16 protein-coding genes and 1 tRNA gene are annotated in these 22,376 nt (G+C 66.2%); 6 read left to right on the top strand and 11 right to left on the bottom strand.

The window, feature by feature from the left end:
- Window positions 1-38: 38 nt before the first annotated feature.
- The 4 genes from J2808_RS14110 to J2808_RS14095 form a co-directional block, all read right to left on the bottom strand.
- Window positions 39-623 (bottom strand): 50S ribosomal protein L25/general stress protein Ctc, encoded by a 585-nt coding sequence (locus J2808_RS14110; protein WP_309817702.1) that lies wholly within the window; start codon window positions 621-623, stop codon window positions 39-41.
- A 242-nt stretch (window positions 624-865) separates the two neighbouring features.
- Window positions 866-1,846 (bottom strand): ribose-phosphate diphosphokinase, encoded by a 981-nt coding sequence (locus J2808_RS14105; RefSeq protein ID WP_309817699.1) that lies wholly within the window; start codon window positions 1,844-1,846, stop codon window positions 866-868.
- Window positions 1,847-1,851: 5 nt separating this feature from the next.
- On the bottom strand, window positions 1,852-3,327 hold the full coding sequence (gene glmU / locus J2808_RS14100; protein ID WP_309817696.1) for a bifunctional UDP-N-acetylglucosamine diphosphorylase/glucosamine-1-phosphate N-acetyltransferase GlmU: 1,476 nt from the start codon (window positions 3,325-3,327) through the stop codon (window positions 1,852-1,854).
- A gap of 110 nt (window positions 3,328-3,437) precedes the next feature.
- Window positions 3,438-3,509, bottom strand: a tRNA-Gln gene (locus tag J2808_RS14095).
- A 161-nt stretch (window positions 3,510-3,670) separates the two neighbouring features.
- Here J2808_RS14095 and J2808_RS14090 point away from each other — a divergent pair.
- Complete coding sequence (locus J2808_RS14090; RefSeq protein WP_309817693.1) at window positions 3,671-4,297, top strand: TetR/AcrR family transcriptional regulator; 627 nt, start codon at window positions 3,671-3,673, stop codon at window positions 4,295-4,297.
- Window positions 4,298-4,542: 245 nt separating this feature from the next.
- Here J2808_RS14090 and J2808_RS14085 read toward each other — a convergent pair whose 3' ends face one another.
- The 5 genes from J2808_RS14085 to J2808_RS14065 form a co-directional block, all read right to left on the bottom strand.
- The gene (locus J2808_RS14085; RefSeq protein ID WP_309817690.1) at window positions 4,543-6,369 is read right to left on the bottom strand and encodes an ABC-F family ATP-binding cassette domain-containing protein; all 1,827 of its coding nucleotides are present in this window, start codon (window positions 6,367-6,369) and stop codon (window positions 4,543-4,545) included.
- Window positions 6,370-6,408: 39 nt separating this feature from the next.
- Window positions 6,409-7,371, bottom strand: a complete 963-nt coding sequence (locus J2808_RS14080) for a 4-(cytidine 5'-diphospho)-2-C-methyl-D-erythritol kinase (RefSeq protein ID WP_309817687.1) — start codon at window positions 7,369-7,371, stop codon at window positions 6,409-6,411.
- Window positions 7,368-8,240 (bottom strand): 16S rRNA (adenine(1518)-N(6)/adenine(1519)-N(6))-dimethyltransferase RsmA, encoded by an 873-nt coding sequence (rsmA, locus tag J2808_RS14075; protein WP_309817684.1) that lies wholly within the window; start codon window positions 8,238-8,240, stop codon window positions 7,368-7,370. The genes J2808_RS14080 and rsmA overlap by 4 nt, the downstream gene beginning before the upstream one ends.
- 181 nt (window positions 8,241-8,421) lie before the next feature.
- A complete protein-coding gene (locus J2808_RS14070; protein WP_309817682.1) occupies window positions 8,422-9,582 on the bottom strand; it encodes a ubiquitin-like domain-containing protein in 1,161 nt (386 codons plus the stop codon).
- A gap of 283 nt (window positions 9,583-9,865) precedes the next feature.
- Entirely contained in the window at window positions 9,866-10,771 is a 906-nt protein-coding gene (locus J2808_RS14065) for a TatD family hydrolase (RefSeq protein WP_309817678.1), read from the bottom strand.
- Between the two features lie 163 nt (window positions 10,772-10,934).
- Between J2808_RS14065 and J2808_RS14060 the strand changes: the two genes are divergently transcribed.
- The 3 genes from J2808_RS14060 to J2808_RS14050 are packed head-to-tail and all read left to right on the top strand — an operon-like array spanning window position 10,935 to window position 16,001.
- On the top strand, window positions 10,935-12,044 hold the full coding sequence (locus tag J2808_RS14060) for an AAA family ATPase (RefSeq protein ID WP_309817675.1): 1,110 nt from the start codon (window positions 10,935-10,937) through the stop codon (window positions 12,042-12,044).
- 13 nt (window positions 12,045-12,057) lie between these two features.
- A complete protein-coding gene (locus tag J2808_RS14055) occupies window positions 12,058-13,479 on the top strand; it encodes a DUF58 domain-containing protein (protein WP_309817673.1) in 1,422 nt (473 codons plus the stop codon).
- Window positions 13,476-16,001, top strand: coding sequence for a DUF3488 and DUF4129 domain-containing transglutaminase family protein (locus J2808_RS14050; RefSeq protein ID WP_397428060.1), 2,526 nt, complete (start codon window positions 13,476-13,478; stop codon window positions 15,999-16,001). Before J2808_RS14055 ends, J2808_RS14050 begins: the two co-directional genes overlap by 4 nt.
- A gap of 37 nt (window positions 16,002-16,038) precedes the next feature.
- Here J2808_RS14050 and J2808_RS14045 read toward each other — a convergent pair whose 3' ends face one another.
- Together J2808_RS14045 and rsmI are read right to left on the bottom strand one after the other, a co-directional pair.
- A complete protein-coding gene (locus J2808_RS14045; RefSeq protein ID WP_309817670.1) occupies window positions 16,039-17,538 on the bottom strand; it encodes an NAD-dependent succinate-semialdehyde dehydrogenase in 1,500 nt (499 codons plus the stop codon).
- 184 nt (window positions 17,539-17,722) lie between these two features.
- Window positions 17,723-18,652: a 16S rRNA (cytidine(1402)-2'-O)-methyltransferase gene (rsmI, locus tag J2808_RS14040; RefSeq protein ID WP_397428059.1), complete on the bottom strand. Its 930-nt coding sequence runs from the start codon at window positions 18,650-18,652 to the stop codon at window positions 17,723-17,725.
- 46 nt (window positions 18,653-18,698) lie between these two features.
- Between rsmI and J2808_RS14035 the strand changes: the two genes are divergently transcribed.
- Both J2808_RS14035 and J2808_RS14030 read left to right on the top strand, forming a co-directional pair.
- A complete protein-coding gene (locus J2808_RS14035; RefSeq protein ID WP_309817665.1) occupies window positions 18,699-20,381 on the top strand; it encodes a dolichyl-phosphate-mannose--protein mannosyltransferase in 1,683 nt (560 codons plus the stop codon).
- Between the two features lie 66 nt (window positions 20,382-20,447).
- Window positions 20,448-22,280 carry an AMP-dependent synthetase/ligase gene (locus tag J2808_RS14030; protein WP_309817663.1) on the top strand — a complete coding sequence of 611 codons (1,833 nt, stop codon included), beginning with the start codon at window positions 20,448-20,450 and terminating at the stop codon, window positions 22,278-22,280.
- The last annotated feature ends 96 nt before the right edge of the window (window positions 22,281-22,376 follow it).

The raw sequence follows: 22,376 nt of genomic DNA, 5'->3' as shown, positions 1-22,376 counted from the left end.
GACGAGGGCCCGGCCACAACGGCAAGTCAGAGTAGTTGCTACTCGGCTGCGGCTTCGGTGGAAGCCTGGGCCTCTTCGTCGCTGACCTCAGTGGCCTCGGAGATGTTGACAACCAGGGCGTCAGCATCGGCCAACAGGACGGAGCCCTTGGGCAGAACCAGATCGGAAGCGTGGATGTGCTGTCCGGCGGAGCGGCCTTCGATGTCAACCTCGATGGCGGTGGGCAGGTGGGTTGCCTCGGCCTCGAGGGAGATGACCGTGAGTTCCTGGTTGAAGACGTTGCCCGGAGCCAGTTCGCCAACGAGGTGGACGGGGATGTCCACGGTGACCTTCTCGCCCTTGATGACGGTCAGCAGGTCGATGTGCTCGATGATCTGCTTGATGGGGTCGCGCTGGACGTCCTTGACCAGGGCCAGGTGCTCTTCGCCGTTGACGTCCAGGGACAGCAGGGCGTTGGCGGTGCGGACTGCCAGCGTGGTGGCCTTGGCCGGAAGCGTGATGTGGATCGGTTCGGCACCGTGGCCGTAGATGACGGCAGGAATCAGGTTGGCCATGCGCGCGCGGCGGGCAAAGCCCTTGCCGAATTCGGTGCGTACTTCTGCTGCGAGCTTCTGCTCAGACATGTGTATCTCCTCGGAAGACTAAGTGGTGTTCAGCAAGGGCGGAGGTCTGTTACGACCTTCAACGCCGGGCGGCCGTGAGGCGGCCCTTCCAGAAGGGAGATTCAGACCCAGTCGATAACGGAGACCTGCAGTCCGGTTTCCCGGATGCTCTCCCTCGCCAAGGTAATCGTGAAAAGCTTACCAGCGCCGGACCCGATTACTGAAAACGGGCGCCGGCGCCGGCCGGCGGGAACGCCGAAATGTCAGGCGTTGCCGTCGAACAGGCTGGTGACCGAACCGTCGTCGAAGACTTCATGGATGGCGCGGGCAATCAGCGGCGCGATGGACAGTACCGTGAGCTGCGGGAAGTGCTGGTGGGCGGCAAGGGGCAGCGTGTTCGTGACCACCACTTCGCGGGCCCCGGACTCGGCCAGCCGCTGCGCGGCGGGCTCGGAGAACACGGCGTGCGTCGCGGCAATAATGACGTCCTTCGCCCCGGCGTTCTTCAGGACCTGGACCGCGCCGGAAATGGTGCCACCGGTGTCGATCATGTCATCGATCAGGACGCACGTCCGGCCTTCGATCTGGCCCACCACGGTCTTGGACACAGCCTGGTTGGGAACGGTGAGGTCACGGCTCTTGTGCACAAATGCCAGCGGAGCCCCTCCCAGGCGTTCGGCCCATTGCTCGGCGACACGGACGCGGCCGGTATCCGGGGACACCACGGTGACGTTGTCCGCGGCGACGCGGGTCCGGATGTAGTCCGCCAGGAGGGGGATGGCCATGAGATGGTCCACCGGACCGTCGAAGAAGCCCTGGATCTGCGAGGTGTGGAGGTCAACGCTCATAATGCGGTCAGCCCCGGCGGTCTTGTACAGATCTGCCACGAGGCGGGCGGAGATGGGTTCGCGGCCGCGGCCCTTTTTGTCCTGCCGTGCGTATGGGTAGAACGGTGAAACCACCGTGATCCGCTTGGCGGACGCCCGCTTCAGCGAATCAATCATGATCAGCTGTTCCATCAGGTGGTTGTTCAGCGGTGCCGGGTGTGCCTGGATGACGAATGCATCGGTTCCCCGGACGCTTTCGCCGGCGCGGACATAGATCTCCCCGTTGGCGAAGTCGTAGGCATCAATGGGCAGCAGTTCGGTCCCCAGCTCCTTGGCGATCTCCCGCGCCAGCTCAGGGTGTGCCCGCCCGGCGGCCAGCACCAGCTTCTTCTCGCCGTGTGCCGTAATTTCGCTCATTATTGCTAGCCCTCTTCTGTCGATGCTGGGGTACTTGAGGAGTCTGAGTTGGCTGCCTGGGCCAGTTCCGCCGATCGTGAGCCCGGGCGGTTGGCAACAACCCAGCCCTCGGCATTGCGCTGGGCAGCAACAGACAGGACGAGCGCCCCCGCAGGGACGTCCTTGCGGATCACCGCGCCGGCGCCGCTGTAGGCACCGTCCCCCACGGTGACCGGTGCAACAAACACTGTGTTGGAACCTGTACGGACGCCCGAGCCGATCACCGTGCGGTGCTTCTTCTCGCCGTCGTAATTGGCTGTGATGTTGCCACAGCCGATGTTGGTGTCCTCGCCGATTTCGGCGTCGCCGGCGTAACCGAGGTGGGACAGTTTGGAGCCGCGGCCGATCGTGACGTTCTTGGTCTCGTAAAACGCGCCGATTTTGCCTGTTTCGCCAAGCACAGTGCCCGGCCGCAGGTAGGTGAAGGGGCCGACGGCGGATCGCGCGCCGATCACTGCCCCGGAACCATGGGTGCGGGTCACGGTGGCGCCCTCGCCGATGCGCACATCGGTCAGGGTGGAGTCGGGGCCGACGACGGCGTCCCTCGCCACAGTGGTGGCACCGTGCAGCTGCGTGTTGGGGAGGATGCGGACGTCCTCGTCCAGGGTGACGGTGGAATCGATCCAGGTGGTGGCCGGGTCAACAACGGTGACTCCGGCCCGCATCCAGGCTTCAACAGTCCGGCGGTTGAGTTCGGCGCCGAGGGCTGCCAGCTGCACGCGGTCGTTGGCGCCCTCCACCTGCCAGCGGTCTTCGGTGACGACGGCGGCAACCCGGCCGCCTGACTGCCGCGCGAGGCCCAGCACATCGGTGAGGTATTTTTCGCCCTGCGAGTTCTCCGTGGTGACGTGGACCAGCGCGTCGCGGAGGACTGCGGCGTCGAAAGCATAGATGCCGGAGTTGACCTCGCGGATCAGGCGTTCGGCTTCCGTGGCGTCCTTGTGCTCGCGGATGCCGGTGACTGAGCCGTCATCGCCGCGGAGGATCCGGCCATAGCCCGTGGCGTCGTCGAGCAGGGCGGTGAGCACCGTGACGGCGTTAGCCTCCCGTTCATGGGTGGCCACCAGGTCCGCCAAGAGGCTTCCGGTGAGGAGGGGAACATCGCCGTAAGTGACCACCACGGTGCCGGAAAGTTCTTCCTGGGCGTCCAAAGCCTGCAGTGCCACTTCGACGGCGCGGCCGGTGCCGGGCACGTCGTCCTGGTCCACAATCACGGCCGCAGGGTCCAGCTCATTCAGGTGGCCGGCAACCAGATCACGCTCGTGGCGGACCACCAGGGCCAACCGGCCGGGGTTGATGCTGCGGGCCGCGAGGAGTGCGTGGGCCACCATGGAGCGGCCGCCGATCTCATGCAGGATCTTCGGTGTACGGGATTTCATCCGTGTACCGGCGCCTGCTGCCAGAACAATGACGGCGGCTGGGCCGGTATTCTCGGGGATCACGTACGGGCTCTCCTTGCTTAGTTGCGCGTGGCGCTGGGCGCGGTGCCGGTCCGGCCACAAGCCTGGCGGGGCACCGAGTTCATACTACTGGACGCTCTTTGGCACAGCAGTTCCGCCCATAGGATTCGAACCTATACTCCACGGCTCCAAAGGCCGGGGTGCTGCCATTACACCAGGGCGGACCATGCCAGTGGCGCAAGGCCAAGGCACAAGTAGTTATTTTGCCACGGGTTCAGGGCAGCCCGCGACACGAGCACGAATCGCGGCGTCCTGGCCGCTGTCCCGGGGCCCGTTCCGGCGGTTTCAACGACGCCAGTCATGGGCACTGGGGCATGATGGAAATGTGAGCAACAACCCACCCCGGACACGGATGACAGGCGTGCAGCGGCGCAGCCAGCTGATCGACGTCGGCCGTGGCCTGTTCGCCGCGCGCGGACTCGACGGCACCACCATCGAGGAGATCGCGGCCTGCGCAGGCGTGTCAAAGCCTGTGATCTACGAGCACTTCGGCTCCAAAGAGGGCATGTACACGCAGGTGGTGGACTTCGAATTCCGGATCCTGCTGGACTCGATCACGGCTGCCCTGACCGAGGAAGCCAAACCGCGCGTCCTCGTGGAACGGGCCGCACTGGCCCTCCTCACCTACATCGAGGACCACACCGAAGGCTTCCGGATCCTGATGCGGGACGCTCCCCCGTCCCAGCCCGAAGGCGCGTTCTCAACCCTGCTCTCCCAGGTCACCGCACGCGTGGAACACATCCTCTCCGACGAATTCGACCGCCGCGGCCTCAGCGCCGACGACGGAGCCATGTACGCCCAAATGCTCGTGGGCATGGTTGCCATGACCGGCCAGTGGTGGCAGGACAGCCGCCAGCCCGACAAACACACCGTAGCCGCCCACCTGGTAAACCTCGCCTGGAACGGCCTGACAGGCCTCAAAAAGGACCCGGAGCTGAAGTCCGAGGGTTAGCCCGGCTACCTTCTCAAACGCTTGTGGTTGCCTTCGCGGCGCAGTGGCCCTTCGCCGTCGCTTAGACACGACGCATAGGTGAGGTTCCGCGCCGGAGGCGGTCCCTCGGAAAGGAGCGCATCGCGGCACATCGGAGGGCGCAGGTCGCCCAGCGACCGGAGCGCTCCCTATGTGCTGTGTCTAAGCGACGCGGAAGGGCCGGCGCCGGCACCCAAAGCCGCTACTCGCGCAGGACCAACAGAGGGTTACTCGCCGAGGACTTCCAGGGCTTCGAGCCATTCGAGTTCCAGGGCTTCGCGTTCTCCGGCGAGGTCCTTGAGTTTCTTGTTCTGCTCGGCCAGGGCGTCGAAATCGCTGTCGGCGGTGCTCTTGACCATCTGGTCGTGGACCTTCTTTTCCGCCTGTTCGAGCTTGCCCATTTGGCGTTCGATGCGGTTCTTGGCCTTGCGGGCGTCGCGCTTCTCGGCTTCGGAGGCTCCGGTGGCTGCGGGCGTGGAGCTGCCGCTCGCACCCGTCACAGGATTGCCGCCGCCGGTGATGGTGGAGCCGGCGAGGGCGGATTCGCGGAGTTCGAGGTATTGGTCGACGCCGCGCGGCAGGGCGCGGATCTTCCCGTCGCCCAGGAGTGCCATCTGGTGGTCGGTGACGCGCTCCAGCAGGTAGCGGTCGTGGCTGACCACCACAAGGGTGCCGGGCCAGCCGTCCAGGACATCCTCGACGGCGGCGAGCGTGTCGGTGTCGAGGTCGTTGGTGGGCTCATCGAGCATCAGGACGTTGGGTTCGCCCACCAGCAGGCGCAGCAGCTGAAGGCGGCGGCGCTCTCCGCCGGAGAGGTCCCTGACCGGGGTCCACTGCTTCTCGTTGGTGAAGCCAAGCTGCTCCACAAGCTGGCCGGCCGTGAACTCCTTGCCGCCCACGTTGAAGGACCGCTTCTCGCGCTCGATAACCTCGATGACGCGCAGGTCGGAGACGTCGTCGAGCTCTTTGACTTCCTGGGTGAGGACCGCGGTGACCACCGTTTTGCCGCGCTTGACCTTGCCGGAACTCGGCTGGATCTCTCCGTTCAAAAGCTTCAGCAGGGTGGTCTTGCCGGCGCCGTTGACGCCCACCAGACCGAGCCGCTCCCCCGGGGCAAGCCGCAGGGTGATGTTGTCGAAGAGCTTCTGGCCGGCGTCTCCGCCGAGGAAGTCGAGCGAGACGTTCTCAAGGTCCAGGACGTCCTTGCCGAGCCGTGCGGTGGCCATCTTGCTCAATGCCGTCGAGTCGCGGGGTTCGGGGACGTCGGCGATGAGGGCGTTGGCGGCCTCGATCCGGAATTTGGGTTTGGCCGTGCGGGCCGGTGCGCCGCGGCGCAGCCACGCGAGCTCCTTCTTGACGAGCTGCTGGCGTTTGCCTTCCATGACGTTCGCCGCGCGGTCGCGTTCGGCGCGTGCCAGCACATAGGCGGCGTATCCGCCGTCGAACGGGTCCATGATGCCGTCGTGGATTTCCCAGGTTTTGGTGCAGACTTCGTCGAGGAACCAGCGGTCGTGGGTGACCACCAGGAACGCGCCCTGGTTGGCCCGCCAGCGGGTCTTCAGGTGCCGGGAAAGCCACGCGACGCCTTCGACGTCGAGGTGGTTTGTGGGCTCATCGAGCATGATCACGTCGTGGTCCTCGATAAGGAGCTTGGCCAGCGCCACCCGCCGCTTCTGCCCGCCGGAAAGGGCGTGGACGTTGGCGTGCCAGTCGACATCGGACACCAGGCCGCCCATGACCTCGCGGATCTGCGGGTTGCGGGCCCATTCATAGTCGGCCTGGTCCCCGACGATCGCTGCACCAACGGTGAGGTCGCCGTCGAGCACGTCGCTTTGGTCCAGGTAGCCGATGTTGACCTCGCTGCGCTTGGTCACCCGGCCGGAGTCCGGGGTGGACCGCATCGCCAGCAGGCGCATCAGCGTGGACTTGCCGTCACCGTTCCGGCCCACCATGCCGATCCGGTCACCCTCCTCGAGTCCAAGGGTGATGCCGTCCAGGACGGTGCGCGTTGCGTACGAAACCGAGAGGTTCTCGCCGCCAAGAAGGTGTGCCAAAGGGGACTGCTTTCTGCTGCTGGGTGAGGTAGTTGTGCTCTAAAGGAGGGTATCGGAGATGATGCGAGCGCCATGCACGGGCCCGTGGACAGGGAATGCCGTCAGCCCGTAATGCCGAAGGTCCTCGGCCAGGCTTTCGGCGGCGGCGGGATTGTGGGTCAACAGCGCCACGGTAGGTCCGGAACCGGAGACGATTCCGGCCAGGGCGCCGAGCGCTTCGCCACGACCCAGGGTAGCGCGCAGCCCCGGGGCCAGCTCAATGGATGCCCGCTGCAGATCGTTGACCATGACCCGGCTCAGGGCGTCAGCGTCCCCGCTGCGCAAGGCCTGCAGGATCTTCGGATCCACGGCAGTTGGCTCGTCCGCATCGAGGCCTTCGGCTTCCCGGAGCCGGTCCAGGGTGCGGAAGACCTCCGGGGTGGGCAGCCCGAAGTCTGCGGCCACCAGGACCCAGTCCGTCTGGGCTTTGACCAGCGCCGGCGAGAGTTCATCGCCCACGCCCAGTCCCACGGCGGTTCCGCCAAGGAGCGAAAACGGAACGTCGGCGCCCAGCTCAGAGGCCACCTGGGCAAGCTCATCCCGGGACAGGCCGCTGTTCCACAGTGCGTCGCACGCCAGCAGGGTGGCTGCGGCATCGGCTGAGCCGCCTCCCATGCCGCCGGCCACCGGGACGCGCTTGGTGATCTCAAGGTGGACACCGGTGGCGTGCTCCGACACGTCGGCCATCATGGCTGCAGCCTTGTAGGCCAGGTTGCTCCCGTCCAGCGGGATGTCTACGCCATCGAGGTCCAAGGTGCTGTCCGGGCTGATGCTGACAGTTATCCCGGGTGTCGGCGTGCTGGTAGCCGCAACCTCCTCATAGAGGGACACCGCGAGGTAGACGCTGGCCACCGAGTGGTATCCGTCGGCCCGGAGCGGCCCCACGTCCAGGGAAACGTTGACTTTCCCGGGGGCCTTCACTCTGACCGTCCGTGCGGGAAACCGTCCGGCAGGGCCCTTCATGCCCCGGCCTCGCGGGCTTCGGCAATCCGCGAAAATGCATGGATGTCGATCACTTCGCCCCGGGCCGTTGGGTCCACGCCTGCGGCAACCAGGCAGCGCTCGGCCTCGGGCGCTCCGCCGGCCCAGCCTGCCAGGGCGGCCCGCAGCGTCTTGCGGCGCTGGGCGAAGGCGGCGTCAATCACGGCGAACACCTGCTCGCGGGTGGCTGTTGTGACGGGCGCTTCCCTGCGGGTGAAGGCCACGAGGCCGGAGTGGATCTTCGGTGCGGGCCAGAAGACGTTCATGCCGATGACACCGGCCTTGCGCATGCTGCTGTACCACGCGGCTTTAACGGACGGTACCCCATAGGTCTTCGAACCGGGCCCGGCGGCGAGCCTGTCCGCCACTTCATCCTGGACCATCACCAGTCCGTGCTGCAGGCTCGGGAAGTGCTGGAGCAGGTGCAGGACCACCGGAACGGCCACGTTGTAGGGGAGGTTTGCCACCAGCGCGGTGGGTTCCACCGGGAGGGAAATCACCTTCATGGCGTCGGCCTGGACGAGGTGGAAGGAGTCCGCCGCTTCCGGCCGCCACGCCCGCACGGTTTCCGGCAGCTTCGCCGCCAGGACCGGATCAATTTCGACGGCGACCACCGTCTTCGCGGCGTCCAGCAGCCCCAGCGTGAGCGAACCGAGGCCGGGCCCGACTTCGAGCACCGTCTCATCCGGCGCGATGGCGGCTACGGAGACGATCCGGCGGATGGTGTTGCCGTCAATGACGAAGTTCTGGCCAAGTGTCTTGGTGGGCCGGATGCCTATTTCCTCCGCCAGCCGGCGTATGTCGGAGGCACCAAAGAGGGGTGCGGGCGCGGCGGCAGTCGGTTCAGTCACTTAGGTATCCTATCCCGGCGGCCATAAGGCACCGCCGTTTCGTGACCTGCACTCCGCCGTCAGGGAGATGGCCCATCCGGGTTAACAGCAGTGGCCGGCCCCGGAATATCCGGGGCCGGCCACTGCTGTTGCGCCTGGCGGCTGTGGTCAGCTGCCGCGGTTACAGGTGCTGCCGGTGTGCCTAGCTCGTAGCGGCCCAGCCACAGCCCCACGGCTGAAGGCCACGCTGTGCGTACACGCGGTTGGCGATGTCGATCTGCTGGGCCTTGGTGGCAAGGCTGGCGTTCGGGGCGTACGCGCCGCCGCCGGAGCCGATCCAGGTCTGGACGTCGAACTGGAGGCCGCCGTAGTAGCCGTTGCCCGAGTTGATGGACCAGTTTCCGCCGGACTCGCACTGGGCGATCTTGTCCCACATGGCTTGGTTCATCATGGCCGGAGCCGCAGCCCCTGTGTTCGCGCCCGCGGTGCGTGCCGGCGCGGCAGGCTTCGCTTTAGTGCCGACGGTAATCTGCTCAGTCACGGGTTGAACGGAAACCTTTTCAGAGACGAGGGTCCGCGAGGCTTCACGGCCGTCCACCAGAACCAGCTTGAAGGTCTTCTTCACCTTTCCGGCGGTGCCGGCCTGGGTGATCTCTTCCTCACCTTTGAACAGCTCATCGCTTTCCGTAGTGAGGCTGTTGAAGGCGATCTTTTCGGTGGTAGTGGCCGTCTTGCTGGTATCGACGCGGGAGACCTTGACCACCATGTTGTTCACAACGTGCGCGTTGCCCGGCTGGGACGTGCGGTCATTGACGCCGAGAGTGATGCCTGCGTCTTCGAGCACCTGGGCAACCGTTCCGGCCGTCGTGGTGGCCTTGGCGACCTTGCCGTCGGCAACAATGCTGATGCTCTTGGGGGTGGAAATGGAGACGAAGGAGCCCGCCACTGCGAGCTGGGCGTCCTTGGGGACCGAAACCGAGGAGGCACTGGCCACTCCGAGTTCAGTGACAAGGCCTGCAACATTCGGTGCCGTGGTGCTGACGGTTTTCTCCGCACCGTCCAGGCTGACCTTCACGGCCTTGGCCATGTTCACGTTGATGACCGTGCCGTTCTCCACTTTGACGTCCGCTGAGGGCGAGACGCGGTCGGCCGGCTTCAGTTCAACGTTTGCGCTCTTGACCACCTGGCCAACGGTGCCGCCGAAGGACTGGACCGAGGTCACTTTTCCGTCGACGTTCAGGGTAACGGTTTTGTTATTTCCGACGAAGGCGACGAGGCCTACCACGAGTGCGCAGAGCACCACGAGTTGGGTACCGATCTTGATGAAACTGAACTTACCGTCCGTTGTGAAGAACTTGACCACGATTGCCCGTAACTTTAGGTCCATCCGGGCACGGGGAAAAACACAGTGAAATAGCCGGCGCATGGCCCTGGGGGACAGCTCCGGGCATCATTGCGCCGCCACACTCCCCTCTGCGGACAGGGGGCATAGATGCCCTGCCATGTCCTGCTACCAGTGAAGTGAAATTATCCGAAGGCCTTCCCCGACCCCGGCTAATAATTACCCACTGTAACCGAAGCGTTATAAAGCGACCAAGAAACTTACATACGAAGTATGGTGAAAACGCCTTCGTGCCGGGTGGTGCTCAGTCCCACGATCCGTACGCCCGCAGGGTATTTTCGCTGATCCTGGCGCAGAGCTCCGCGAGGTCCGTTCCTGTCAATTCGGCCATGGCCCGCACGGTGTACGGCACCATATAACTGGCGTTCGGACGGCCACGGTGGGGATGCGGAGTCAGGAAAGGAGCATCGGTTTCAACCAGCACGAGCTCCGGGTCGGCCACGGCGAGCGCAGCCCGGAGGTTCGCCGCATTTTTGAAGGTCAGCGTTCCGGCAAAGGACATGTTCCAGCCCGCCGCGTTGCAGATCCTGGCGAGCTCCTCATCTCCCGAGAAGCAATGGAACACCACCCGCTCAGGGGCCCCCTCTTCGCGCAGGACCTGCACCACGTCGTCGTGCGCGTCCCGGTCGTGGATCTGAAGCGTAAGGTCCAGGCGCTTGGCGAGGTCGATGTGCCGGCGGAACGAATAGCGCTGGTGGGCCAGGCCTTCGCCTTGGGTGCGAAAGAAGTCAAGGCCCGTCTCCCCGATCGCACGGATCCGGGGATGCGCGGCCAGCCGCTCAATCACCGCCAGCGCCTCCTCCAGCTCGCCGCGCTTCGCGTAGTCCGGAGCATCGTTCGGGTGAAGCGCCACAGCCCCCAACAGCCTGCTGTCCAAGTCGACGGCCTCAACCGTGAACCGTGAGGATTCGAGGTCGGTACCCACCTGGACGGCGCCCTGCACCCCGACAGCCTGGGCGGCGTCCAACGCCGCTGCGATCGCCACCGGGCTGTCGCCGTTGGGAAAATCAAAATGCGTATGGTTGTCCATCACGGGGACCGGCAAGGGTTCCGGCGCCGGCGGATAGCTCGGCCGCTTCTGCTGGCCGGAACCTGCCAGGGCCTCGGCGCCGGCAGCTTTGTAGGCAGCGGGAATCAGCGAATTGCACATCCTTCAAGCCTAGTGGCCGCCGATGCCGCCCAATTCCAGGAACTCTCTGTCAGCACGGGCAGTTGTGTTAGTAGTCTGGTATGAACAGATGCGAACGCCCACTGCCGGGCGAAGGCAGGCCGGCTGTCCCGTCCCAGGTGATCCCCGGGCTGAAAGGTTGCAGATGGACCCCCACCGCCGCACCGCCGTTAACGAGGTGACCCCCGCCGGCCGGAGCTTCACCGCCGTCTCGGAGCACGTGGGCCAGCTCAACGGACACCGGGCAGCCGCTATGGACGCCAGGTCATTCCACGCCGCCAGCCGCAGGATCCTGGACTCGATCAACACCGTCATTGACGGAAAGTCCGAGGCCGCCAGGCTGGCCCTGACGGTTCTGCTTGCCCAAGGCCATCTCCTGCTCGAAGACGTGCCCGGCGTAGGTAAGACGCTGCTGGCAAAGAGCCTCGCCCGGACCATTGACTGCACAGTCAGCCGGATCCAGTTCACCCCTGACCTGCTGCCCTCGGACGTGACGGGCGTATCCATCTACAACCAGTCATCGCGCCTCTTCGAGTTCCGTCCGGGCGCCGTCTTCGCGAACATCGTCATCGGTGACGAAATCAACCGTGCGTCCGCCAAGACGCAGTCGGCGCTCCTGGAGTGCATGGAGGAACACCAGGTCACGGTGGACGGGGATTCGTACAAGCTCGATGAGCCGTTCATGGTGGTGGCCACCCAGAACCCGATCGAGATGGAGGGCACGTACCCCCTGCCCGAGGCCCAGCGCGACCGCTTCATGGCGCGGATCTCCATGGGCTATCCGGACAAGGAGTCCGAGATCGAGATGCTGGAGACGCACCAGGCAACCTCGCCGCTGGCCAAGGTGTCCGCAGTGGTCACCGCGGCGGACGTCGCGGCGATGATCGCCACCGTCCAGCAGGTCTACGTGTCCCAGGCAGTGAAGGAATACACCGTCTCCGTGGGCCGGGCCACGCGCGAAAGCCCCCTGCTCCGGCTGGGCGCCAGTCCGCGCTCCATGCTCCAGCTGCTCCGTGCCGCCAAAGCCACGGCGGCCCTTGACGGCCGGGACTTCGTCCTGCCGGACGACGTCGTGGGTGTGGCGGAATCCGTGCTGGCCCACCGAATTATTTTGGACCGAAAGGCGGCCGGCGCCGGTGAGACTCCGCACAGCGTCATCCGCGGGATCCTGTCCCGGCTCCCCGTGAGCCAGGAACCGGTGAACAGTCCGGCACGGCCCGCGGCCCCGCCGGCCGGGTTGCGGCGGAACCACTAGGCAGGGCCGTCCCGTGCCGCTCCTTGACCGATTTCCCCGGCACCTCTTCAGCCAGCGTGGTTGGGGGCTTCTGGCTGCAGGTGCGGTTTCCCTGGTGGCAGCGCAGATCATGGGACGGCGGGACCTCCTGAGCCTCAGCGTCCTGCTGATCGTCCTTCCCCTGGTTGCCCTTGCCGGGATCAGGCTCGTTAAGCCCCGCTTCCAGGTGTACCGCGAGTTCAATCCTTCCCCCGTAGAGACCGACGCCGCCACTACAGTCCGGCTTGCCGTGGCACGCAGCGGCGTGGGAGGCGGGCGGGCCATCATGGAGGAGAAACTGCCCGCACGGTTTGGCGAGTCCCCCGCCTTCCGCTTTCCGGCACGCTCCGCCACGGGCGGGACCAGCAGGTACGAATACCACCTGCGTTCCGCCAGAAGGGGGCAGTACCTCATCGGCCCGGTGACGGCCGAATTCACCGATCCGTTCGGCCTGTCGCTGCACCGCCAGGCCATCGACGACGGCGACATTCTCACTGTCACACCTGCCGCCGTCGAGCTTCCCGTGACGGGGCTCGCCGGGGCCCGCGGCAATGACGGCATCACCGCAACACGTATCCGCGCCAACCCCAGCGACGATGACGTCATGACCCGCGGATACCGCCCCGGCGATCCCATGCGGAGGGTCCACTGGGCGGCCACCGCCCGGCACGGCGCCCTGATGGTGCGGCAGGAGGAATCCGTGACAACACCGGAAGCCACCGTGATCCTGGATCAGCGGTTCGCGGCGTTCCCGGGCAGCTCCGGGTCCGGTTTCGGCGGAACATCAGCCCAGGACAGCCACGAGATGCTTAGCAGCAGCACCTTTGAGTGGGCTGTGGTGGCTGCGATCTCCATCTGTACGCACCTCGCGGAGCGGAACTATTCCCTGCGCCTCCTGGATCCCCGCGGCGAACCGGCTTTCCTCCGGTCCCCGTCCGCGCCGGAGCCGGAGGCGGAGGAGTTCACGGGTGCGTCGGGCCTCCTTTCCATCGCCGAGAGCCTGGCCGCCATCCACCTGTCCGGACCGCACCACGGTGCACGCGAAAGGCATGTAGCCCGGGACCATGGCGGCCAGGAGTCCGGTCCGGACGTTTTCGATGACCAACTGATGGACAAGCTCTCAGCCCACCGGATGCGCGGGCCGATCATCGCAGTGCTTGGCAGGATCTCAATGGCCGAAGCCAGGGCCTTGGCGCCCGGCGCCGGATACGGAGCGAACGCCTTCGCCATCATCGTTTCCGAGAAACCTGCGGATTCCGAAGAAGCCCTGGAAACCCTCCGACGGGGCGGCTGGCGGGCCGTTGCGGTGCCGGCATCCGTTCCCGTCCCGGCAGCCTGGAGCCACTTTGACCAGGGAGGGGCTGCGCCGGCCACCGCTGCTGCCGACGTTCGCCGCGGTGCGGGGGTGGGACGGTGACACTGGCACCGGAACGCCGGGCGCCGCGCGAACCGCAATCCACGGGTCCAGCTGTTGCGGCCACAGGACATGCTCCCGGCCGGCCCCGCGTGGGAGCGTACCCCTGGGCGATGGCGGGGGCAGTCGCACTCTCCGTGGCCGGGGCTGCCTTATCCCTCAACGGGGTCCTGCGGGGTTGGGCCTGGTACCTGCCGGTGCTGACCACCGTGGTGGTGGTCTGCGTGACGCTCGCCGCGCTTCGCGCCCTGCGGGCCCAGCCCTGGCTGGTGGCGGCCGGCGGTTTCGCATCCCTGATCGCGGTTCTCACCCTGACGTTCTTCCGGAGCACGGGCATTGCCGGTTTCATTCCCTCCGGGGCAACCATGGCGGATTTGGACAGGTTCATCCGCCGGGCCAGCGAGACCGTACTGGCCGAGAGCGCTCCGGTGGCTCCGAACGCCGGAATCGTCATGGTCACCTGCGCCGTCCTGGGCCTGAGCGTCATCCTCATTGATGCTCTGGCAGTGCCTTTGGGCATGCCGGCCACAACCGGCCTTGGCCTGCTGGCCATCCTGGTGGTCCCCGCCATGGTGAAACCGCAGAGTGTTGGCGTGTGGGGCTTCGGCGCCGCTGTGGCCGGATACTTGCTGATCCTTGGCTGCAGCCAGTGGTTTGCCCCCGATACCCGAACGTCGGCTGACAGCGGACGGACACCGGGCCATCTCCGGCGGGCGGTGTTGACGGGAACCGTGGCCTTGGTGGCCACCCTGGCGGTGCCGCTGGCCATCCCCGGGTTCGACCACGGGACGTTTCCCCAAGGTTCGCGGCTGAACCCCTGGGGCGGCGGCGCCGGCCTTAATCCCATGATCACCTTGGGAAACAGCCTCCGCACCCCGGCCGGAACGGGACGGATCACTTATGCCACCAACGCGTCTGCGCCGCTCTATCTGCGGTCCGTGACAGTAGACAATTTCGACGGCGAAACCTGGGGGCCCGATGATCGGGACGTGGAGCGCCGGCCTGTGGCGGGGCAGATCGACTCCGGCTACGAAATCACTGCGGACGAAGTACTCCGCCAGGTGACGGCGGTGGACACCGGCTCGTTCACCAGCCCCTACCTGCCGTTGCCTTACGCGCCGGAATCAATCCGCGGGCTCAACGGGTCCTGGACGTGGGACCCTGCCACGCTCGCCGTGAAGGGCAGCAACACCAACTCACGCGGCCAGGAATACATTGTGACGTCCTCAGTGCCGAAGCTCACGGCCACCATGCTCCGGCAGTCCTCACAGGACGTGCAGGGAATTTCGGAAGACTTCACCAGGGTTCCCGGCGGCGTTCCGGACATCGTCCGCAGCACTGCTGACCAGGTGACCGGCTCCAGCGACAATGCCTACGCCAAGGCAATGGCCATCCAGAAGTACCTTCGTTCCGGAGAGTTCACTTACTCCCTGCAGTCCCCCGTCCAGGGCGGCTACGACGGAAACGGGCTCTCGGTGCTGGCCGATTTCCTCACCCAGAAGAGTGGCTACTGCATCCACTACTCCTCGGCAATGGCAGTGATGGCCCGGCTGGAGGGAATCCCCAGCCGCATCGCCGTGGGCTACGCCCCGGGCCGGTCCACCGGCGACACCGTCTCGCTCGCCGGGCGGGGAGAGCTGCCAGAGTACGAGGTAGACGCCCGCGACGCCCACGCCTGGCCCGAGCTCTACTTCCAGGGATTGGGCTGGGTGCCGTTCGAGCCCACCCCATCACGCGGCGTGGTCCCTGATTACGCCAGCGAAACAGTGAGCCCCGGCTCCCCTGACCTCATTGAAAATGATGACGAACTGCTTCCCGACCCGACGGTTCCTGACCCGAGTCCAGGCGCGACGCCGGCACCCCTGCCAGGTTCCGGCGGCGGCAACGACATAGGGCAACTGCTCATGCCGTGGCTGACCGGGTCAGCAGGGGTTCTGGTCCTGCTGCTCCTCGTGGCGTCGCCGCGGCTGGTCCGGATGGGGGTCCGTGCCCGGCGGCTCCAAGGCCCGGTTCCGGGCACTGACGTTCCGGGCACCGACGTGCCGGACACCGACGATCGGGTTCCGCTCGCCTGGGCTGAACTCCGTGACCTGGGAACCGACTACGGCCTGCCGCCGGGGGCAAGCGAGACGCCCCGGGCGTACTCCGCACGGCTCCGGCGTTCGTCACTGCTCGGCAGGACGGGAGGCCGGGACAACGCCGCGCAGGATGCCGTGCTTGCTCTGACTGCTGACTTCGAGCGCCGGCACTACGGCCGGCCGGGCAACGGCCCAGCCGGCGCCCGGAAACCTGAGCCGGTGGCGCCGCGCATCACGGCCGTGCAGCAGTCACTGCGGAACAACGCCACGCTCCTCTGGCGGCTACGCGCCGACTGGCTCCCGGCGTCGGTCCTGGGGCGGTGGGCCCGCTTCCTGGCAGCGCCCTACCAGGGGTTCAGCAGGCTGGCGCGCCGTACGGCAAAAGCCGCCGCGCGCTCCTGGTCGAGAGTGCGCGACGGCCTGTTCCGTCCGCGGCAAAGCCACTGACCGGCTGCCCAACAGCACGCCCGGTCAGCCGGCCAAGTTACCCGGCGTAGGGGTCGGCGATCCCGATGTACTGGGTGTAGAGGTATTCCTCGATGCCTTCGAGGCCGCCTTCGCGTCCCAGGCCGGACTGCTTGACGCCGCCGAAGGGTGCGGCTGCGTTGGAGATGACTCCGGCGTTCAGGCCCAGCATCCCGGTCTCGAGGCGTTCGCCCATCCGGATCCCGCGGTTCAGGTCCTTTGTGAAGACGTAGGCCACGAGTCCGTATTCGGTGTTGTTGGCCAGGCGGACCGCTTCCTCCTCGGTCCCGAAGGTGATGATCGGGGCCACGGGGCCGAAGATTTCCTCGGACAGGATCCGGGTGCCCTCGGTGACGCCGGTGAGGATGGTGGGCTGGTAAAAGTAGCCCGGGCCCTCCCCCGCGGAGCCGCCCAGGATTGCCGTCGCGCCGGAAGCTACGGCGTCCGTGACCAGTTCGTGCACCTTGTCCCGGCTCTTGGCATCGATCAGCGGACCCACCTTGGACTCGGGCTCCGTTCCCCGCGCAGTGGTCATCTCACGCATTTTCGCGGCGAACTTCCGGGCGAATTCGTCCGCGACCGCTTCGTGCACGATGAACCGGTTGGCTGCGGTGCAGGCCTCACCCATGTTCCGCAGCTTGGCCAGCATGGCACCGGCGACGGCAGCGTCAATGTCGGCGTCCTCGAACACCACGAACGGGGCGTTCCCGCCGAGCTCCATCGAGGTCCGCAGCACGGTCTCGGACGCATCGGCCAGGAGGCGGCGGCCCACCTCGGTGGAACCGGTGAAGGACAGCTTGCGCAGGCGCTGGTCTTTGATCAGCGGGCCCGTGGTGGCACCTGCCGTGGACGTGGGAATGACGTTCAGGACACCGGCAGGCAGCCCGGCTTCCATCATGACGGCAGCGAAAAGCTGCGATGTCAGCGGCGTCAGGTTCGCAGACTTCAGCACCATGGTGCACCCTGCCGCAACTGCGGGTGCGATCTTGCGGGTGGCCATGGCCAGCGGGAAGTTCCATGGCGTGATCAGCAGGCAGGGCCCCACCGGCTTCTTGGTCACCAGCAGCCGGGACTTCCCGTCAGGGGACACCGAATACCGGCCAAAAGCACGCACGGCCTCCTCGGAGAACCAGCGCAGGAACTCCGACCCGTAGGTGACTTCGCCCCGGGCCTCCGCCAACGGCTTGCCCATCTCAAGGGTCATCAGCAGCGCAAAATCCTCGGCCCGCTCAGTCACCAAATCGAAGGCCCGGCGCAAAATTTCGCCGCGCTCCCGGGCAGGGACCTTTGCCCAGGACTCCTGGGCAGCGGCCGCGGCATCCAAAGCCGCCATGGCATCCTCCGGACCGGCATCGGCGATGCTCACCAGCACCTTTCCGGTGGCGGGGTCCTCGACGTCGAAGGTCTTTCCCGAGGCGGCCGGCCGCCATTCACCGTTGATCAGCAGGCCTGTGGGAACAGAAGCCAGCAGCTCGCTTTCGCGTTCCGCAGTAACAGTGCTCTGTGCAGTGACGGTCACGATGACTCCCTCGTCAGTAAGTGTGGTTCCAGCCGCGGTGGGGGCCGGCTTGGCCCGCCTTCTGGCTGATTCCCTTTCACAGTACTGCTGTGCCTGACCGGGGGTCTACGCCTGGATGCACCACCTGATTGGCGCCGGGTTGTGCAGCTGCACAGCCTGATTTGCCAGCGAGTCAGCCCACCAGTCAGCGCGCCGCGAGCACCGCCGAGTAGAGCTCGCGCTTGCTCACGCGCACGTCCTCCGCAACGGCGGCTACAGCCTCTTTGAGCCGAATGCCTTGGGCCATCAGTTCGTTCACGGCGGCAACGTGGTCTTCCGGGGTGCCCGGGACCTGCTCCGGGGCACCACCCAGCACCACCGCGATCTCGCCGCGGACTTCGTTGTTTTCCGCCCAGAGCAGCAGCTCCCCCACCGTCCCGCGGATAACTTCCTCGTACGTCTTAGTCAGTTCGCGGCAGACAGCGATCCGCCGCTCCGCACCGAAACGCTCCCGGAGTGCCCGCAGCATCGACTCCAGGCGGTGCGGGGCTTCGAAGAACACCATAGTGCGGCGCTCCGCGGCAAGGTCCGCAAGCCGGGACGCGCGTTCGCCCGCTTTCCGGGGAAGGAACCCTTCAAAGCAGAAGCGGTCGGTGGGGAGCCCGGACAGTGCCAAGGCCGTCAGCACGGCGGAGGGCCCCGGAACCGCGGTCACGGTCAGTCCGGCCGTCACGGCCCCCTCCACCAGCCGGAAGCCCGGGTCAGACACGGACGGCATGCCGGCGTCCGTGACCATAACGAGGGTTTTGCCCGCACGCACCTGTTCCAGCAACTCTGCTGTCTTCGTGGCCTCATTGTGCTCGTGGTAGCTGATGACCCGGCCTGCGACGGTGACCCCGAGGCTCTGGACCAGGCGGTGCAGACGCCTGGTGTCCTCGGCCGCCACAATGTCTGCCGTGCCCAGCAGTTCGATCAGGCGGGCGGAGGCGTCGCCGGTATTTCCAATGGGCGTTGCCGCCAAGACGATCCGGCCCGGCCCTGCCGCGACCGGACCAGCGGTGACCGGACCTGCCTCAGCCCCAAGCGAAGAGTCGGCAGGGCTGGAATCGGCGAAGGTACTGGGGTTAGGGTCCACTCCACCAGCCTACTGCTGGCAGGCGGCTCAAGCGGCAAAAGGTAGCATGGGGCACGTGACGCTGACCTCGATGCGGCCTGCCGAGGCCGGAGAACACATTCCCCCGACCGGACGCCCCTGGATCAGCCGACCGGCCGAAGCGTTCACCGCCGCAGCCCTCCGCGAGCGCCTGATCGGCAACATTCGCAGCTGGCGCGACTACCCGCCGTCGTTGCGCGTTTGGTTCTGGCTGGTCCCTGCCCTGACGTCCCTGGTAGGCGGCATCCTTCGCTTTGTCCGCCTGGACAGCCCCCACAGCCTGGTCTTCGACGAAACGTACTACGTGAAGGACGCCTACTCCTACCTGGTCAGTGGTTACGAACGCAGGTGGCCGGACAAGGCCAACGACTCCTTCAATGCCGGCAACCCTGCCATCCTCCTGGACAGTCCCGAATACGTGGTGCATCCGCCGGTGGGCAAATGGATGATCGCGGGGGGCATGTGGCTGTTCGGGTCTGATAACCCGTTTGGCTGGCGGTTCGGCGCTGCGCTGACCGGCACACTGTCCGTTCTGCTTCTGACGCTGATTGCCCTGAAGCTGTTCCGCTCCCTGCCGTTGGCTGCGGCGGCAGGCCTCCTGCTCGCCGTCGACGGCCATCACCTGGTGATGTCGCGGACCTCCCTGCTGGATATCTTCCTGATGTTTTGGGTCCTGGCCGCCTTTGGGGCCTTGCTGCTGGACCGCGACGACGGGCGGCGGCGCCTCGCCGCCAGGCTCGCAAGGCGGGCTGCGGTGTCGACGGCGGGCCGTCCGTCCGCTCGCCAGCTCCTGGCTGGACCGTGGCTGGGTATCCGCTGGTGGCGGCTCGCCGCCGGCGCATCCATGGGGCTCGCCGTGGGAACCAAGTGGTCAGGGCTGTTTTTCCTTGCCGGCTTCGGTGTCCTGACGGTTCTGTGGGACCTGAATGCCCGCCGGGTGGCAGGCATCCGCGGCTGGATCAGCGGGGGAATCATCAAGGACGGCCTGCCGGCTTTTGCCAGCATGGTGCCCGTGGCCGTCCTGGTCTACACCGCAACGTGGACCGGCTGGTTCCGTTCCGAGGACGCGTACTTCCGCCGCTGGGCAGAGGACAACCCCTCAGCGGGCTGGGGTTGGCTGCCGGACCCGCTGCGTTCACTGGCGCACTACCATCTGGAGGCCTACAAGTTCCACCAGGGCCTGGGCTCGGAGCACCCATATGAGGCAAGCGCCTGGAGCTGGCTGGTGATGGGCCGTCCCACGTCGTTCTTCTACCAGCAGCCGGGACCGGAGACCTCCGAGTGCGATGTCGCCCGCTGCGCCTCGGCCATCCTCTCTGTCGGCAACCCGCTGATCTGGTGGACTGCGGCGATCTCGCTGGTGGTCCTGCTGTTCTGGTGGGCGGGACGCCGGGACTGGCGTGCGGGCGCGATCCTTGCCGGCATGGGTGCCGGTTATCTGCCGTGGTTCCTGTACCCGGAACGCACCATGTTCTTCTTTTACGCCGTCTCTTTTGAGCCTTTCCTGATACTCGCCCTGGTGTATTGCCTGGGACTGGTCCTGGGCCGGGAAGGAGACCCGCTCTGGCGCCGGCGCTCGGGCCTTTACCTGGTTGCGCTCTTCATCGCAGCGGCAGTCCTGCTGTCCGCCTATTTCTATCCGTTGTGGACTGCGGAGACCATGCCATACCAGGAATGGCGCTACAGAATGTGGATGCCGTCCTGGATCTAAGGCAGGATGGCATCAGACCATTGAGAGCCGCGCGCCGCGGTAAGGCAGCGGAACGGAGACGCCCCCGTGCGAGAAGCAAGCACAGAACTCCTGGTAGATCTGGAACCGGACAGCAATGTCACAGATCTCCTGCTACGGCAGGAAGCTGCCAACACTGCCCACCCGCTCTATGCTCGAAAGGGCCCTAACGGCTGGACTGATGTGCCGGCGCACAAATTCCTCCAGGACGTCTGTGCCCTTGCCAAAGGGCTGATTGCCGGCGGCCTGGAGCCGGGAGCCAGCGTGGCGGTAATGTCAGCAACCCGCTATGAATGGACTCTGGTGGACTTCGCTGTCTGGTTCGCCGGCGGCGTGACGGTGCCCATCTATGAAACCTCGCCGCCCAGCCAGGTGGAGTGGATACTGCACGACGCCGGGGCCCGCCACGTGTTCGCCGAGGATCGGGACAAGGTGGCCATGATCGCCCGGGTCCTGGAGAGCTCCACGCTGCTGCGGGACCGGCTGGTCAGCGTCGTCAGGATGGATTACGAGGGCCAGGCCCCGGACCTCGCCAGCCTCTCCGCCGCCGGCATGGGCGTTACGGACGCCGAATTGGAACGCCACCGCTCCGCCGCCGGCCTGGATGACGTCGCCTCCCTGGTCTATACCTCGGGCACCACCGGCAGCCCCAAAGGCTGCGAGATCACCCACGGCAATTTTGCGCTGGTGGCCGTCAATGTGGTGGCCTTCCTGCCGGAGATCCTGAAGCAGCCCAATGCCCGCACCCTGATGTTCCTCCCACTGGCCCATGTGCTGGCCCGCGCTGTCCAGGTGGCTTGCCTGCATGCTGGCGCCACGCTGGGCCACGTCAACACTTCCGCGGCGTTGCTTGACGCCTTGGGCACGTTCAAGCCAACCTTCCTCCTGGCGGTGCCCAGAATTTTCGAAAAGGTCCGCGCAGGCGCCGCGCACAAGGCTTCCGTGGCTGGCAAATCCAGGATCTTCGGGGCGGCAGCTGCTGCTGCCATCCGCTATTCCACTGAGCAGGACAATGCCGCCCGCGGCATAGGCAACGGGCCGGGCTTCACATCGCGGCTGCAGCACAGCATCTTCGACCGGCTCGTGTATTCCAAGCTCCGCCAGGTCTTCGGCGGCCGGGTGGGCCACATGGTGTCCGGGGCGAGCCCGCTGGCACGCGACGACGCGCATTTCTTCCGCGGTGCCGGAATCCCGGTCCTTGAGGGCTACGGACTGACCGAGACCACAGCGCCTTGTACGGCCAACACGGCCAGCCGCACCCGGGTGGGGAGCGTGGGCATCCCGCTGCCGGGTACCACCATCCGCGTCGCAGAGGACGGTGAAGTCCTGGTCAAGGGCATCGGGGTGTTCAAGGGGTACCACGCCAATGAAGCAGCCAACGCGGAAGCCTTTGTGGACGGGTTCTTCCGCACCGGAGACCTGGGCGAACTGGATCCTGAGGGCTTCCTGACCATCACCGGCCGCAAGAAGGACCTGCTGGTGACCGCAGGCGGGAAGAACGTGGCACCCGGGCCGCTGGAGGAAAAGATCCGCGCCCACCAACTGGTGGACCACGCCGTGGTGGTGGGCGACGGGAAACCCTTCGTTGCTGCCCTCGTCAGCCTGGATCCTGCCGGGCTCGAAAACTGGTGCCAGGAAAACGGCGTGCCGCTACTGTCCTTGCCCGAAGCTGCCCGGGACCCGCGTGTCCGGACAGCCATCCAGACAGCTGTGGATCAGGCCAATACGCTGGTGTCCGAGGCTGAAGCCGTCCGCCGTTTCACCGTCCTGGCTGCCCCGCTCACGGAAGAGTCCGGTCATCTGACGCCCTCCCTCAAACTCAAGAGGGCCGCCGTCGTCAGTGATTTTGAAGCGGAGATCACCGGGCTGTACAGCAGCTAGGTGTACTTGGCCATGAGCTTGGTGACATCAGTCTTGAAGTGAGGAGGGCCCCCGGGGCTTAGTGGAGGTATCTGACATCTTCACGGCCACGGAGGT

Source organism: Pseudarthrobacter sulfonivorans (assembly GCF_031454915.1).
GTDB lineage: Bacteria > Actinomycetota > Actinomycetes > Actinomycetales > Micrococcaceae > Arthrobacter > Arthrobacter sulfonivorans_C.
This window is presented reverse-complemented; position numbering and strand designations above follow the sequence as displayed.